The following is a 12,479-nucleotide window of genomic DNA, read 5'->3' as shown; positions in this document are numbered from 1 at the left end:
GCTCACCCCCGTTTTCCCGCGCCGCCCCGCCGGGCGCCGGTCGTTTTCCCCCGCAACCGGATTTCCGCCGGGACCCGCCGGCCCATCGCGCCCCGGAACCGCTCCGCCTTTCCCTCCGACCCCTCCGCCCCCATCAGGGCACGGGTGATGATCTTGCTCTCCTCCACCCCCGGCTGGTCGAAGGGGTCGATCCCGGCGATCACCCCGGTCAGGGCGGTCACCCATTCCCAGAAGTGGAGAAAGGCCCCGATGTGCGCCTCGTCCCGCCGGCCGATCCCGATCCGGACGATGGGCCGCCCCGCCTTCCAGAGCGCTCCGATCGTACCCTCGAACTCCGCGTCGAAGAGGTCGCGCAGAGGACGCCCGCCGAGGATTTCCATCCCCGGGAGGAACCGTCCGGAGGGAACCTCCCCCGTCTCCCTTCCCTCCATCCACCGCACGAAAGTATACACCTTGTCGGGCGGGCCATCCTGGTAGAGCTGCACCTGGGAGTGCTGGTCGGTCACCCCCGCCGCCCTCGCCGGAGTCTGCCCGACCGCGGGACCGTTGGGACGCCGCTTGCCGAGGCTTTCCCCCCACAGCTGCTGCCACCATTCCCCGATCCGGTCGAGCCCCTCCCCGTATCCGAACCAGACCTGGACCGGCTTGACGTTCTCCAGCAGGTAGTGGGAGTAGACCGCCGCCGCGGCCAGGGCGGGGTTCTCCATCCCCTCCCGCACCCGGATCGCCGTCTCCATCCACCGGGCTCCCGCGAGAAGCCTTTCTGTGGAGACGCCGGCCGACGCGAGGGGGAAGAGCCCGACGGGGGAGAGCACGGAGAACCTCCCCCCCACGTTGGGAGGCACCGAAAAGGACCGGATCCCCTCGGAGTCGGCGAAGCGGCGGAAGGTCCCCTTCTCCGGGTCCGTGACGAGCACGAGGTGTTCCTTCCACTTCCCGCCGTTGGCCTTCCGGAGCGCCTCGATCGCGAGGGCGAGCTGGGCGTTGGTTTCGGCAGTGCCTCCCGATTTGCTGACGGCGACCACCAGGGTGGTTTCCATCGGAAGGGAGCGCAGCAGCGGGAAAAAGCCGTCGGGGTCCACGTTGTCGGCGACCGAAAGCCTGAGCCCCTTGCGGCCCTGCCCGCCTCCGAGCCCCTCGTGGACCGCCCTGGCGCCGAGCGCGGAGCCGCCGATCCCCAGCAGGAGCAGGTGGGTAAACCTGCGCCGGCATCGGGCCGCGAACCGGGCGACCGCCCGGGCCTCGCCCTCCCGGAAGGGAAGGTCCGGAAACCCGATCTGTCCCGCCTCCTGCAGCCCCCGGAGATGCTTTGCGGCCCGCGCCGCCCTCCGGAGCGCACGCCCCAGCTGCGAGGCGGTCAGCCCTTCCCGGTTGCGCAGGTTGCTTTCCCGGACGAGGGAGAAGTCGAACCGGAACTCGATCTCCTTTCCCACCCCCATGCCTCCCACTCTCCCGGACTTCCCGCCCTCCGCCACCCTACGCCTTCACCTTCTCCGTTCCGGAGAGGATCCGGAATTTCGGGTCCATCTTCTCCAGCCGCTCCACGATCCCGCCGTACTCGAGCTCGCTGTACGGCAGCATCGCAGGCCCGAAGAACCCCTGCCGCCTCAGGTCCTCGTTCTTCGCGGACACCTTGGTCCGGACATGCTCCCAGTAGGGGTGGTCGAAGGGATCGGCCGGCTCGGTCAGCTTCCCGTTCTTCACGCAGAAGGCGAGGCAGGAAACTATCGGGGGGCCGTCGAAGAAGGAGGTCCCGGTGTTCCTGGTGACCGGCATCAGCGCGCCGTGGTGGCTCCCCCGCATGAACCCCGCGACGTAGTGGCCGATCGTGAAGGGGGAGAGCACCTCCCCCGTCGCGGGGAAGTTCCCCTGGACCCGGACGAGCATCACCGGGTCGTCCTTCCCGGTGTACTTTCCCGCGATGTTGTGGAGCCGGGTGGTGCTCACCACGACCGCGATCTCCCCCGTGGCCTTCGAGCGGATCGACTCCACCACGAACCGCTCCTGGTCGCGCAGGAGCGCGGCGATGTCGTAGAGCTCCTCCGGCGCTTTCAGGTCGATCACCCGGTCCCCCTCGGTGTGCGCGACGTCCATGATCCGGAAGGCGAACCCGCCACCCACCTTCGGCGACAGGATGAGCCCGGCGCTGAACATCGGGTCCGCGAAGGCCAGGTAGCAGGGAAGGTTGTAGGCCCCGGGGTCGGTCTTGTCGGCGGCGAACAGGAGGAACGGCTCGCTTGCGCGCTCCTCGAACTCCATTTCGGCGACGGCCGGCCCCATCCCCTTCACGTTTCCGGAGAAGGAATCCTTCAGCAGGTCCTGCCCCGCGCCGTACAGCCCCTGCGCCTTGGCCAGCTGGGTCCCCGCGAGGAAGGCGTCCCAGGCGATCTTGTGGACCCGCTCGCTCCCGGTCCCCTCCCGGTGGGTCATCAGGATGGCGATGTCGTCCCCCGTGTACCCGATGAAGGAATCGGTCAACAACTTTTTCCCCTTCTCGGCGACGGTGCTGCGCACTTTCTCGACGAGTTCCCTGCTCGGTTGGATATGGCCCCCGATGGAACCGATATCCGCCTTGATCACGGATAGTGTGATGTTCATCGGCCTCCTCCTCCGGCTTGGAATTGTCCTGCGTCGTTCCGGTACCATTCGACAAACCGCCGCACCCCCTCTTCCACCGGCACCTTGGGGGCATACCCGATCTCGGCCCGGGCCCTCGAGATGTCGGCGAAGGTCACCGGGACATCCCCCGGCTCCGGCGGCAGATACTTCCGCGTCGCCCGGATCCCGGTGCTCCGCTCCAGCAGGGCGACCAGGTCGTCCAGGGAGATGGTGGACGACTCTCCGAGGTTGTAGACCCGGTACCCCGGCGGAGCGGAAAGCGCGCCGAGGACCCCGTCCACGACGTCGTCGATGTAGGTGTAGTCCCTCCGGGAGCCGCCGTCTCCGAACATCGGCAGCTCCCGCCCCTCGAAGAGGCTGCGGGTGAAGGCGTGGATCGCCATCTCCGGGCGCTGCCTCGGCCCGTAGACGGTGAAGAACCGCAGGGAGACGATGTTCATCCCGTACAGGTGGCAGAAGGTGTGGCACAGAAGCTCGCCCGCCTTCTTCGTCGCGGCGTAGGGGCTCACCGGGTGGTCCACGGGATCCTCCTCGGCGAACGGAACCTTCCGGTTTCCTCCATACACCGAGGACGAGGAGGCGAACAGGATCCGGGGGACGCCGCGGTGCCTCGCCCACTCGAGAAGCCGGGCCGTTCCCAGCACGTTCACATCGGCATATCCGACCGGGTCGCGCAGCGACGGACGGACCCCGGCCTTCGCGGCGAGATGGATAACCACATCCACGGGTCCCGGATTCCCCCATTCCGCCAGGACGGCCCGGTCCCGGATATCCCCCTCGGTGAAGCGGAACTCCGGGAAGACCGACAGGGAGGCGAGGTTCCCCTCCTTCATGGACCGGTCGTAGAACGGATCGAAGTTGTCCAGGCCGTGGACCCGGTCGCCCCGCCGAAGGAGTCTTTCCGCCACGTGGGAACCGATGAACCCGGCGACTCCCGTGATGTAGAAGGAATCTCCCACTCGGACCTCCGGGAACGCCTGAAGGAATCGCGCGGAGTACAGGAGCCATAGTACCATTTCCGCGGGGAAAGAAAAACGCGCCGCCGCCCCCGAACGCCGTCGCGGAAAATCCGGTCGGCTGGAAAATCCGGTCGGCTTGACAGTCCCCGGAGGTTGGCCGAAAATAGCTGTACGGCGGCATAGCCAAGCGGTAAGGCAGAGGACTGCAAATCCTTTATCCCCCGGTTCGAATCCGGGTGCCGCCTCCATCCTCCTTTTCCACGACCCCGCGCCGGCCGCGTTGCGGACCGGGTCTCTTTCCGATCCGGGAACTGTGCTATCTTGCAGGTGGGAATGCCCGGGTGGCGGAACTGGCAGACGCACGGGACTTAAAATCCCGTGGCCGAAAGGCCATGAGAGTTCGATCCTCTCCCCGGGCACCACCGAACGTAGAAGGAGCGGGAGCCGATGAACCAGGCGCAATTCCTCTCTCTGTCCGAGGCGGCCTCCGCCATCCCCTCCGGGTCGAAGGTGGCCGTCGGGGGTGCGATGGTCATGAGCCCGATGGCCTTCGTGCGGGAGCTGATCCGGCAGGGAACCTCCGACCTCGATCTCGTGGTCATCCCGATCGGAGGGATCAACGTCGACATGCTGGTCGGCGCGGGGGCGGTCCGCTCGGTCGAGTTTCCCCAGATCTCGATGGGGGAGTTCGGAATGGCCCCGAACTTCCGCCGGGCGGTCGAGTCCGGGAGGATCCGGCCGCGGGAGCACTCCTGACCCGGGATCCTCGCAGGGCTCCAGGCTGGAGCCTCCGGATTGCCGTTCCACCCGATGCTCGGGTTCGCCGGGACCGACTACGAGAAGGTCCGGGAGGATTTCCGGAAGGTGACGGACCCCTACACCGGAAAGGAGATCTTCGTCGTCCCGCCGATCCGGCCCGACTGGGCGGTGATCCACGCGATCCGGGCGGACGGGAACGGAAACGTCGTCTGCTCCGCCCTGGAGTCGGACCGGCTGGCCGTCCTGGCGGCGAAACGGGCCGTCGTGACCGTCGAGGAGGTCGTTCCGGCGGAGTCGCTCGTCGCCCGCCCGGGGGAGATCTACCTCTCCGCCCTGCACATCGACACGGTGGTCGTTGCGCCCCGCGGCGCCCACCCCGCCGCCTGCGTCCATACGTATGAAATCGACCGGGATCACGTCCAGCAGTACCTCGCCGCCGCGAAGACCGAAGAGGGGTTCCGGGAATATCTCGCGCGGTTCGTCCTCGGGAAGACCGAAGAGGAGTACCTCGAGCTGGCCTGCGGGAAGGCGGCCTGACCGCCATGCCCGTTTCCCTCGAGGGATGCACGCAGGAGGAGTTCCTGGCTTTCCAGCTGTCCCGGGAGGTCCGCGACCTGGAGAGGACGGCGGTGGGGACCCTCTCCCCCGTTCCGCTGCTGGGCGCGCTGCATGCCCGCGCCTCGCATGCCCCCCGGGGGAAGTTCCTCTTTCTCGGATCGGACGAAACCCCCGTGACCGATGGGTCCAGGGAGCTGTTCGATCTCGCCCAGCGGGGGAAGCTCGACCTCTTCTTCCTCTCCGGGGCGCAGATCGACCGCAAGGGGAACCTCAACCTCACCTGCATCGGGGAATACGAGGCCCCGAAGGTCCGCCTTCCGGGAGGGGCAGGCTCCGCGATGCTCTACTACATGACCCGCCGCGTCGTCCTGTTCGCGCTCTCCCACAGCCCCCGGGTCTTCGTGGAGCGGTGCGATTTCGTCACCTCGGCGGGAAGCAGCCCCGGCTACCCCTGGCGCCGCGGTGGCCCGACGCGGCTGGTCACCCCCCTCTGCACGATGGAGTACGACCCGGGCCCCGGCGAATGGCGCCTCTTCTCCCTGCACCCCGGCGTGCCGTTCGAGGAAGCGCAGCGGGAGACCGGATTTCCGCTCGCGCCGGCGGATGTTCCAGCGACCCCCGCTCCTTCCCCCGCCGATCTGTCGCTGCTGCGCGCCCAGATCCCCCTGCTGGCCCGCTCCTACCCGATGTTCGCCGAGTCGCTCCGCCACAGGATCCGGTGACCCGCCGCCCGATTGACGGGGCGCCCGAGATCGGCTCCGCCGCCTCGGAGGGGGGCTTCGCTTCGCCCGCCCTCCGCCCCCGGTTCAATCTTTTTATCTCCGCTCATCCCCCCTCCTTCGGCTGGCTCCGCCCCGTAGTGCCCCCCGTCCCGGGGATGCCGGTGACAGGGGCACTCGCCGGCCGGGGACCCGCAGCGATGCGGGGGGAGTCCACGAGGCGGCGGGGACATTCCTGGTTCAATTCCGGGTGGCGGGAGAGGAGTGTCCCCACAACAGGGTGCCGGGTCCGGCGAGCGGAACGGCAGCGAGCGGGCGAAGATCGCGAGCGTAGCCGAGGGGATTCCCCCCGCGAGCCAGGGTCCCGGGTTCGCGGCCCAGCCGGCCACGGGCGCCCCCGGGACGGGGCGTTGCGCGAGTTCTCAGGAACGTCCCGGTTCTTGGTGGAGGATGGAGCGGGCGACGGGATTTGAACCCGCGACTTCAACCTTGGCAAGGTTGCACTCTACCACTGAGTTACGCCCGCACCGGGAACCTCGATTGTAGGAGAACCGGCCGAACCTTGTCAAGAAAACGCCCGCTTCCCCGCTAGAAGATCTCCTTGAGGAACCGGAAAAAGTATTCCAGACCCGACCAGGCCGTGAGGACCAGGCCGGCCACCAGGAACACCATCCCGAGCAGGTGGATGTCGATCCCGAACAGGGGGTAGTTCAGGATGAGCGCCCCCACCCCGATATCCAGGAGGACGGTCTTCGCCTTGCCGAGGGGGGATGCGGCGATCACGACCCCTTCAATGGTGGCGGCCCCTCGGAGAGCGGTGACGCCGATCTCCCGTGCGACGATGATCGCGACGATCCAGGCGGGCACGCGTCCCGGGGGGATCAGCATGACCATCGAAGCGCAGACGAGCAGCTTGTCCGCGAGAGGGTCGAGCAGCTTCCCCAGCGAGGTGACCATCCCGTACCGCCGCGCGACGTAGCCGTCGAACAGGTCCGTGAACGAGGCCACCGTGAACAGGATCGCCGCCGCGACCGACCGGAACAGGGTGATCTCCTTCCCGGACGGGACGTATAGGAGCAGGACGACGACGGGGACGGTCACGATCCGAAAGAGAGTGAGCAGATTCGCGGAGTTGAGGCGGTTCTGGCGATTCATTCGTCGACGGAGTATTGCCGGTAGAAGTCCAGGACCCTCTTCACGTATTGACGGGTCTCCTTGTAGGGGGGGACCCCCCCGTATTTCCGGACCGCCTCGGGGCCGGCATTGTAGGCGGCCACCGTGTGGACCAGATTCCCCCGGAAGGTACCCATCAGTTCCTTGATATATTTCACCCCCCCCTCGATGTTCTCGACCGGATCGAAGGGATCGGACACTTTCATCCGCTTCGAGGTGAACGGCATGAGCTGCATCATCCCCTGCGCCCCCTTCGGAGAGACGGCGAACCTCTCCCCGTTCGATTCGGCCTTGATGATCGCCTTCACGAGGGCGGGAGACAGTTTGTGGGCGCGGGAGAACCGTTCGACATACTCCTCCATCCAGGCCTGGGAGACCCCTCCCCTACCGGCCCTCGCCGTTTCCGGGGGAGCCTCGCGCAGGTAGAGTTCGCATTCCGCGTCGCATTGGGTGTTCGTGAAGTGGACGACCCCATCCTTGTCCACGTACCGGTAGATGTCCGCGAGAAGAATCGATGGACAAACCAGGCAGGATATGATTAAAAATATGCGTAAATACACCATATTTTTGAATTCTATTCGAAGCACCACCCCCTGTCAATCGGCTCGGGACCTTCGCGGGAGGCGGACGGCATGGAACATTCCTCCAATTTCCTGGTCATCGGAAGCGGCATCGCGGGGTTGAGTTTCGCCCTCCGGGCGGCCGGGTCCGGGAAGGCCACGGTGAACATCGTCACGAAGCGGAAGGCGGCGGAATCGAGCACGAACTACGCGCAGGGGGGGATCGCCACCGTCTGGAGCGGAGAGGATTCGTTCGAGTCGCACATCGAGGACACCCACCGGGCCGGAGCGGGCCTCTGCCACACGGATATCGTGGAACGGGTGGTCCGGGACGCCCCGGAGAGGATCCGCGAACTGATGGAGTGGGGAGTCCGGTTCACCCGCCGCACCGGGGGGCGGGAGTTCGACCTCGGACGGGAGGGCGGTCACTCGAAACGGCGGATCTTCCACGCGAAGGACCTGACCGGGCGAGAGGTCGAGCGGGCCCTGCTCTCCCGCGCAAGGGCCAACCCGCGGATCCGGATCTTCGAGCACCATACCGCCATCAACCTCGTCACGCGCCAGAAGCTCGAGTCCTTCGACCATCGCCGGGAGGACGAGGTCCTCGGGGCCTACGTCCTCGACGAGGTGCGGGGCGAGATCGGGACCTTCACCGCGGACGCCACGGTCCTCTCCACCGGCGGCGTCGGGAAGGTCTACCTCTACACGAGCAACCCGGACATCGCCACGGGGGACGGGATCGCGATGGCCTACCGGGCGGGGGCGACGATCGCGAACATGGAGTTCGTGCAGTTCCATCCGACCTGCCTCTATCATCCCCACGCCAAGTCCTTCCTGATCTCGGAGGCGGTCCGCGGGGAGGGGGCGGTCCTGCTCTCCCGGACGGGGAAACCGTTCATGCAGGGGGTCCACCCGATGGCGGAGCTGGCCCCGCGGGACATCGTGGCGCGGGCCATCGACTCGGAGCTCAAGCGAACCGGGGAGGACTGCGCCTACCTCGACATCACCCGCAAGGGGGGCCCTTTCATCCGGAGGCGGTTCCCGAACATCCACAAAACCTGCCTCTCCTTCGGGATCGACATGACGAAGGAGCCGATCCCCGTGGTCCCCGCGGCCCATTACCTGTGCGGGGGGATCCGGACCGACGGGAACGGGGAGACCGACATCCGCCGGCTCTTCGCGGTGGGGGAATCCGCCTGCACCGGGCTCCACGGCGCGAACCGGCTCGCCTCGAACTCCCTCCTGGAGGCGCTGGTCTTCTCCGCCCGCGCCCACGAGCACGCCTCCCGGACCTATTCCCGGAAGATCCGGCCGAAGGTCCGGATTCCGAAATGGGACCCCGGAAAAGCCCAGGACTCCGACGAGGCGGTCGTGGTCTCCCACAACTGGGACGAGATCCGCCGCCTGATGTGGAACTACGTCGGCATCGTCCGCTCGAACAAGCGGCTGGAGCGGGCCCTGGACCGGATCGAGCTGCTGAAGAAGGAGATCTCGGAGTACTACTGGAACTTCAAGGTGACGGGCGACCTGCTCGAGCTGCGGAATATCTGCACGGTGGCCGAGCTGGTCGTCCGGTGCGCGATGCAGAGGAAGGAAAGCCGGGGGCTGCACACGACGATCGACTACCCGTACCTGGACGAGGAGCACGGACGGAAGGATTCCGCCATACGCCGGATCCGGTTCTAAAGCACCGGTCACTACCAGACGAGGACCGCGCGCCCCCGGACGCCGGTCAGGACGAGCTTCAAGCGGGAGGAGCCGACCCTGCTTTCCACCGTCTCCCCCGCCTCCTTCGGAAACGCCACCTCGTAGGACCGGTACCAGACTCCCGAATAGGGGAAGAAGCGGTCCACCTCCTCGGGTCGGAGGGAGCTCTTCCGCACGTAGGCCGGCCGGAATTCCACCTCGTCCGCGCGGACGAGGTGGAGGCTCCAGAGGGTCCCCTCCCGTTCCATGTCGTTTCCCTCCTCCTCCGGGGTGAACAGCGCCACGAAAAACCGCACGTGGGCCTCCGATTCCGCACTCCACCGGGCGACCACCCGGTCTCTCCTCTCCCCGTCGAGGTAGTAGATGTTCGAGTATTCCTCCGTGAAGGCGCGGACCCACCGCGGTGAGAGCCAGGTGGCCTTCAGAATCAAGCGGACTTCCAGGCCGTCGTGGACCTCTCGGGTCCGAGTGTGGTCCCGGGTGATCCGGTCGTATGTCGGGGAACCAAGCACCTTCTCGTAGAGGGCGCTCACCCGGGTGCCGCAGGCCGGAGCCAGCCCCAGGGCGAACGTCAGCGCAAGGGCCGCGATCCGGACGGGCCTCCCCCGCTCAGCCACCTTCGATCTCCTCCCGCCGGAACATCGACTCGAGGCGGAACCCCTTCTCCGCAACCGCATCGGCACCCCCCTCGTTCCGGTCGACGATGCAGAGCACGCGGGACACGACGAGCCCGAACCCCTGGGCCCGCTCGATCGCCCGAAGGGTCGAGGCGCCGGTGGTGACGACATCCTCCACGATCGCCACCTGCATCCCGGGGGAGAGGTTCCTCGTCCCCTCCAGCCACTGGGCCGTGCCGTGCTTCTTCGGCTCCTTCCGGATGATGAACGCGGGGATCGGGTTTCCCCGGAGGGCGCTGGTGAGCGAGATGGCGGTCACGATCGGGTCCGCCCCGAGCGTGATGCCGCCCACCGCGTCGGGCCACCCTTCCCGCTCCAGCATCCCGCAGAACAGCCGCCCCGTGAGCAGGGCCCCCTCCGCGTCCAGCGTCGCCTGCTTGCAGTCGATGTAGAAGTCGGATTCCCTCCCGGAGGAGAGGATCACCTTCCGCTTCTCGTAACTCTTTTCCCGAAGAATCGCGAGGAACCGCTTCCGGTCGTCCGCCATCGCTGCCCGCCCTCCCGGTACGTCCGTATTCGGATCGTCTTCACACACTCACGGAGCCGCGGAACAGCAGGAGCTGCTCCTCGGTCTCCTGGATCTCCAGCGGAATCATGTAGTCCCCGGTGAAACAGGCGTCGCAGTACCCTTTTCCCGCGTTCGGGACGCAGGCGTGAAGTCCCTCCGGGCTCAGGTATTCCACGCTGTCGGAGGTGAGGTAGGTGGCGATCTCCTCGATCGTGTGGGTGGCCGCGATCAGGTCGCGCCGCAGGGGAGTGTCGATGCCGTAGTAGCAGGGATGGGTCGTGGGGGGGGAGCTGACCCGCACGTGGATTTCCTTCGCGCCGGCGTCCCGGATCATCTTGATGATCTTGCGCCCCGTCGTCCCCCGGACGATCGAGTCGTCCACGACCACGACCCGCTTCCCCGCCACCACGTCCCGGACGACGTTCAGCTTGATCTTGACCCCGAAGTGCCGGATCGACTGCTGCGGCTCGATGAAGGTCCTTCCCACGTAATGGTTCCGGATCAGCCCCATCTCGAAGGGGAGCCCGGACTCCTCGGCGTACCCGAGGGCGGCCGGGACCCCCGAATCGGGGACCGGGATGACGATGTCGGCGACGGCCGGGCACTCCCGGGCCAGCTGCCGCCCGAGCTGCTTCCGGACCTGGTAGACCGAGGTGCCTCCGAAGACCGAGTCGGGGCGGGAGAAATAGACATGCTCGAAGATGCAGAAATGGGGCTTCGCGGGAAAGAAGGGCCGGGTGGCCCGCATCCCCCGCGAATCGATGACGATCATCTCCCCGGGCTCGACCTCCCGGACCAGTTCCCCTTCGATCAGGTCGAGGGCGCACGACTCCGAGCAGATGACGTGTCCCCCTCCCTTGATCCTCCCCAGGACCAGGGGCCGGATCCCGTGGGGATCGCGGACGGCGATCAGCCGGTCCCGGGTGAGGAAGAGCAGGGAGTAGGCCCCCCGGACCTTGGAGAGGGCGTCGACGATCCGATCCTCGACGCCCTCCATCCGGGACTTCGCGATCAGGTGGACGATCACCTCGGTGTCCATCGTCGACTGGAAGATCGACCCTTCCACGTCGAGGCTCCGGCGGAGGGTGTGGGCGTTCACCAGGTTCCCGTTGTGCGCGACGGCGATCGACCCCCGCTCGAAGTCCACCACGAAGGGCTGTGCGTTCTTCAGCTCGGAGGATCCCGTGGTCGAATAGCGGACATGCCCGATGGCGACATGGCCCTGCAGCCGGCCGAGGACCTCCTCCGAGAAGATCTCCGCGACGATCCCCATCTCCTTGTGGAACGAGATCAGGGATCCGTCGGCGCTGGCGATGCCGGCGCTCTCCTGTCCGCGGTGTTGGAGGGCGTACAGTCCGAGATAGACGAGGTTCGCCGCTTCCGGATGCCCGAAGACCCCGAAAATGCCGCATTCCTCGTGGAATTTTCCGGTCATGTCCCCCACCCGTTCATTGTAATACGGAACCCTTCCCGGCCGCGCGGCGTCCCCCCGTTTTTCCGCGGGGCTTCCTTCCCCGGGACGTTCCCCCCCGGGACGGCGGAAACACCCGGTCGAACACGGCGTCGATGTGCCTGAGGTAGTAGCCGGGGTCGAACAGCTCCTGAAACTCGTCCCGGGAAAACCGGCCCCGGACCTCCCGGTCCTTCCAGAGCAGCCCGGCCAGCTCCTTCTCCTTCCGGAAGGCCTCCATCGCCGACCGCTGGACGATCTCGTAGGCCCTCTCCCGGGACAATCCCTTGGACGCGAGGGCGAGCATGACCCTCTGGGAAAAGAGGAGGCCCCGCGTCCTTTCCAGGTTCCTCCGCATCCGGTCGGGGTAGACCAGCAGCCGCTCCATCAGCTCCCGGAACCGGTCCAGGGCGAAGTCGAGAAGGATGGTGGCGTCCGGGGCGATGACCCGCTCCGCCGAGGAATGGCTGATGTCCCGCTCGTGCCAAAGGGCGACGTTTTCCAGCGCGGTAACCGCGTATCCCCGGAGCAGGCGGGAGAGGCCGCAGAGGTTCTCGGAGATCACCGGGTTCCGCTTGTGCGGCATCGCGGAGGAGCCCTTCTGCCCCTCCGAGAAATACTCCTCGACCTCGAGGACCTCCGTGCGCTGCAGGTGGCGGATCTCGACGGCGAACTTCTCGAGGGAGGACCCGACCACGGCCAGGGTGGCGAACAGCTCGGCATGCCGGTCCCGCTGGACGATCTGGGTGGACGCGGGGGCCGGCTTCAGGCGGAGCTTCCGGCAGACATA

Annotated in this window: 13 protein-coding genes, 3 tRNA genes and 1 pseudogene (1 of these 17 running past the window's edge); 6 read left to right on the top strand and 11 right to left on the bottom strand. The window is 67.0% G+C overall.

Annotation, left to right across the window (positions count from 1 at the left end; all coding sequences use genetic code 11):
• Positions 1–2 precede the first annotated feature (2 nt).
• The 3 genes from A2X88_01970 to A2X88_01960 are packed head-to-tail and all read right to left on the bottom strand — an operon-like array spanning position 3 to position 3,578.
• Positions 3–1,475 (bottom strand): hypothetical protein, encoded by a 1,473-nt coding sequence (locus tag A2X88_01970; protein ID OGP33861.1) that lies wholly within the window; start codon positions 1,473–1,475, stop codon positions 3–5.
• Between the two features lies 1 nt (position 1,476).
• The gene (locus tag A2X88_01965) at positions 1,477–2,598 is read right to left on the bottom strand and encodes a fructose 1,6-bisphosphatase (GenBank protein OGP33860.1); all 1,122 of its coding nucleotides are present in this window, start codon (positions 2,596–2,598) and stop codon (positions 1,477–1,479) included.
• On the bottom strand, positions 2,595–3,578 hold the full coding sequence (locus A2X88_01960; GenBank protein ID OGP33859.1) for a hypothetical protein: 984 nt from the start codon (positions 3,576–3,578) through the stop codon (positions 2,595–2,597). The genes A2X88_01965 and A2X88_01960 overlap by 4 nt, the downstream gene beginning before the upstream one ends.
• Positions 3,579–3,751: 173 nt before the next feature.
• On the opposite strand from A2X88_01960, the gene A2X88_01955 reads away from it, so the two are divergent.
• The 5 genes from A2X88_01955 to A2X88_01935 all read left to right on the top strand — a co-directional run bounded on the left by A2X88_01955 (position 3,752) and on the right by A2X88_01935 (position 5,617).
• Positions 3,752–3,826 (top strand) — tRNA-Cys (locus tag A2X88_01955).
• Positions 3,827–3,913: 87 nt separating this feature from the next.
• Positions 3,914–4,000 (top strand) — tRNA-Leu (locus A2X88_01950).
• A gap of 25 nt (positions 4,001–4,025) precedes the next feature.
• The gene (locus A2X88_01945) at positions 4,026–4,334 is read left to right on the top strand and encodes a hypothetical protein (GenBank protein ID OGP33858.1); all 309 of its coding nucleotides are present in this window, start codon (positions 4,026–4,028) and stop codon (positions 4,332–4,334) included.
• A 54-nt stretch (positions 4,335–4,388) separates the two neighbouring features.
• A complete protein-coding gene (locus A2X88_01940; protein ID OGP33857.1) occupies positions 4,389–4,874 on the top strand; it encodes a hypothetical protein in 486 nt (161 codons plus the stop codon).
• Positions 4,875–4,879: 5 nt separating this feature from the next.
• Positions 4,880–5,617: a hypothetical protein gene (locus tag A2X88_01935; GenBank protein OGP33856.1), complete on the top strand. Its 738-nt coding sequence runs from the start codon at positions 4,880–4,882 to the stop codon at positions 5,615–5,617.
• Between the two features lie 448 nt (positions 5,618–6,065).
• On the opposite strand, the gene A2X88_01930 is transcribed toward A2X88_01935, so the two are convergent.
• The 3 genes from A2X88_01930 to A2X88_01920 form a co-directional block, all read right to left on the bottom strand.
• Positions 6,066–6,140 (bottom strand) — tRNA-Gly (locus tag A2X88_01930).
• A gap of 62 nt (positions 6,141–6,202) precedes the next feature.
• Positions 6,203–6,769, bottom strand: a complete 567-nt coding sequence (locus A2X88_01925) for a CDP-diacylglycerol--glycerol-3-phosphate 3-phosphatidyltransferase (protein ID OGP33855.1) — start codon at positions 6,767–6,769, stop codon at positions 6,203–6,205.
• Positions 6,766–7,350, bottom strand: a complete 585-nt coding sequence (locus tag A2X88_01920; GenBank protein ID OGP33854.1) for a hypothetical protein — start codon at positions 7,348–7,350, stop codon at positions 6,766–6,768. Before A2X88_01920 ends, A2X88_01925 begins: the two co-directional genes overlap by 4 nt.
• Before the next feature lie 69 nt (positions 7,351–7,419).
• Here A2X88_01920 and A2X88_01915 point away from each other — a divergent pair, with 69 nt between their 5' ends.
• The gene (locus A2X88_01915; GenBank protein OGP33853.1) at positions 7,420–9,033 is read left to right on the top strand and encodes an L-aspartate oxidase; all 1,614 of its coding nucleotides are present in this window, start codon (positions 7,420–7,422) and stop codon (positions 9,031–9,033) included.
• 11 nt (positions 9,034–9,044) lie between these two features.
• On the opposite strand, the gene A2X88_01910 is transcribed toward A2X88_01915, so the two are convergent.
• The 5 genes and pseudogenes from A2X88_01910 to A2X88_01890 form a co-directional block, all read right to left on the bottom strand.
• Complete coding sequence (locus A2X88_01910; protein OGP33852.1) at positions 9,045–9,671, bottom strand: hypothetical protein; 627 nt, start codon at positions 9,669–9,671, stop codon at positions 9,045–9,047.
• Positions 9,664–10,218 (bottom strand): orotate phosphoribosyltransferase, encoded by a 555-nt coding sequence (locus A2X88_01905; GenBank protein OGP33851.1) that lies wholly within the window; start codon positions 10,216–10,218, stop codon positions 9,664–9,666. The genes A2X88_01910 and A2X88_01905 overlap by 8 nt, the downstream gene beginning before the upstream one ends.
• 40 nt (positions 10,219–10,258) lie before the next feature.
• Positions 10,259–11,674 carry an amidophosphoribosyltransferase gene (locus A2X88_01900; GenBank protein OGP33908.1) on the bottom strand — a complete coding sequence of 472 codons (1,416 nt, stop codon included), beginning with the start codon at positions 11,672–11,674 and terminating at the stop codon, positions 10,259–10,261.
• Positions 11,675–11,687: 13 nt separating this feature from the next.
• Entirely contained in the window at positions 11,688–12,386 is a 699-nt protein-coding gene (locus A2X88_01895; protein OGP33850.1) for a hypothetical protein, read from the bottom strand.
• Positions 12,387–12,454: 68 nt separating this feature from the next.
• Positions 12,455–12,479: pseudogene (locus A2X88_01890) on the bottom strand (hypothetical protein) (it continues 536 nt past the right edge of the window).

This window comes from Deltaproteobacteria bacterium GWC2_65_14 (assembly GCA_001797615.1).
Classification (GTDB): domain Bacteria; phylum Desulfobacterota; class Deferrimicrobia; order Deferrimicrobiales; family Deferrimicrobiaceae; genus GWC2-65-14.
Note: the sequence above shows the minus strand (reverse complement) of the source record. Positions and strands in the feature narration are given on the sequence as shown.

What these genes read in the sequence shown, in the direction of transcription:
- A2X88_01965 (OGP33860.1), bottom strand. Translation starts at nt 2,598, where the DNA reads ATGAACATCACACTATCCGTGATCAAGGCGGATATCGGTTCCATCGGG.
- A2X88_01905 (OGP33851.1), bottom strand. Translation starts at nt 10,218, where the DNA reads ATGGCGGACGACCGGAAGCGGTTCCTCGCGATTCTTCGGGAAAAGAGT.
- A2X88_01940 (OGP33857.1), top strand. Translation starts at nt 4,389, where the DNA reads ATGCTCGGGTTCGCCGGGACCGACTACGAGAAGGTCCGGGAGGATTTC.
- A2X88_01900 (OGP33908.1), bottom strand. Translation starts at nt 11,674, where the DNA reads ATGACCGGAAAATTCCACGAGGAATGCGGCATTTTCGGGGTCTTCGGG.
- A2X88_01915 (OGP33853.1), top strand. Translation starts at nt 7,420, where the DNA reads ATGGAACATTCCTCCAATTTCCTGGTCATCGGAAGCGGCATCGCGGGG.
- A2X88_01925 (OGP33855.1), bottom strand. Translation starts at nt 6,769, where the DNA reads ATGAATCGCCAGAACCGCCTCAACTCCGCGAATCTGCTCACTCTCTTT.
- A2X88_01945 (OGP33858.1), top strand. Translation starts at nt 4,026, where the DNA reads ATGAACCAGGCGCAATTCCTCTCTCTGTCCGAGGCGGCCTCCGCCATC.
- A2X88_01920 (OGP33854.1), bottom strand. Translation starts at nt 7,350, where the DNA reads ATGGTGTATTTACGCATATTTTTAATCATATCCTGCCTGGTTTGTCCA.
- A2X88_01935 (OGP33856.1), top strand. Translation starts at nt 4,880, where the DNA reads ATGCCCGTTTCCCTCGAGGGATGCACGCAGGAGGAGTTCCTGGCTTTC.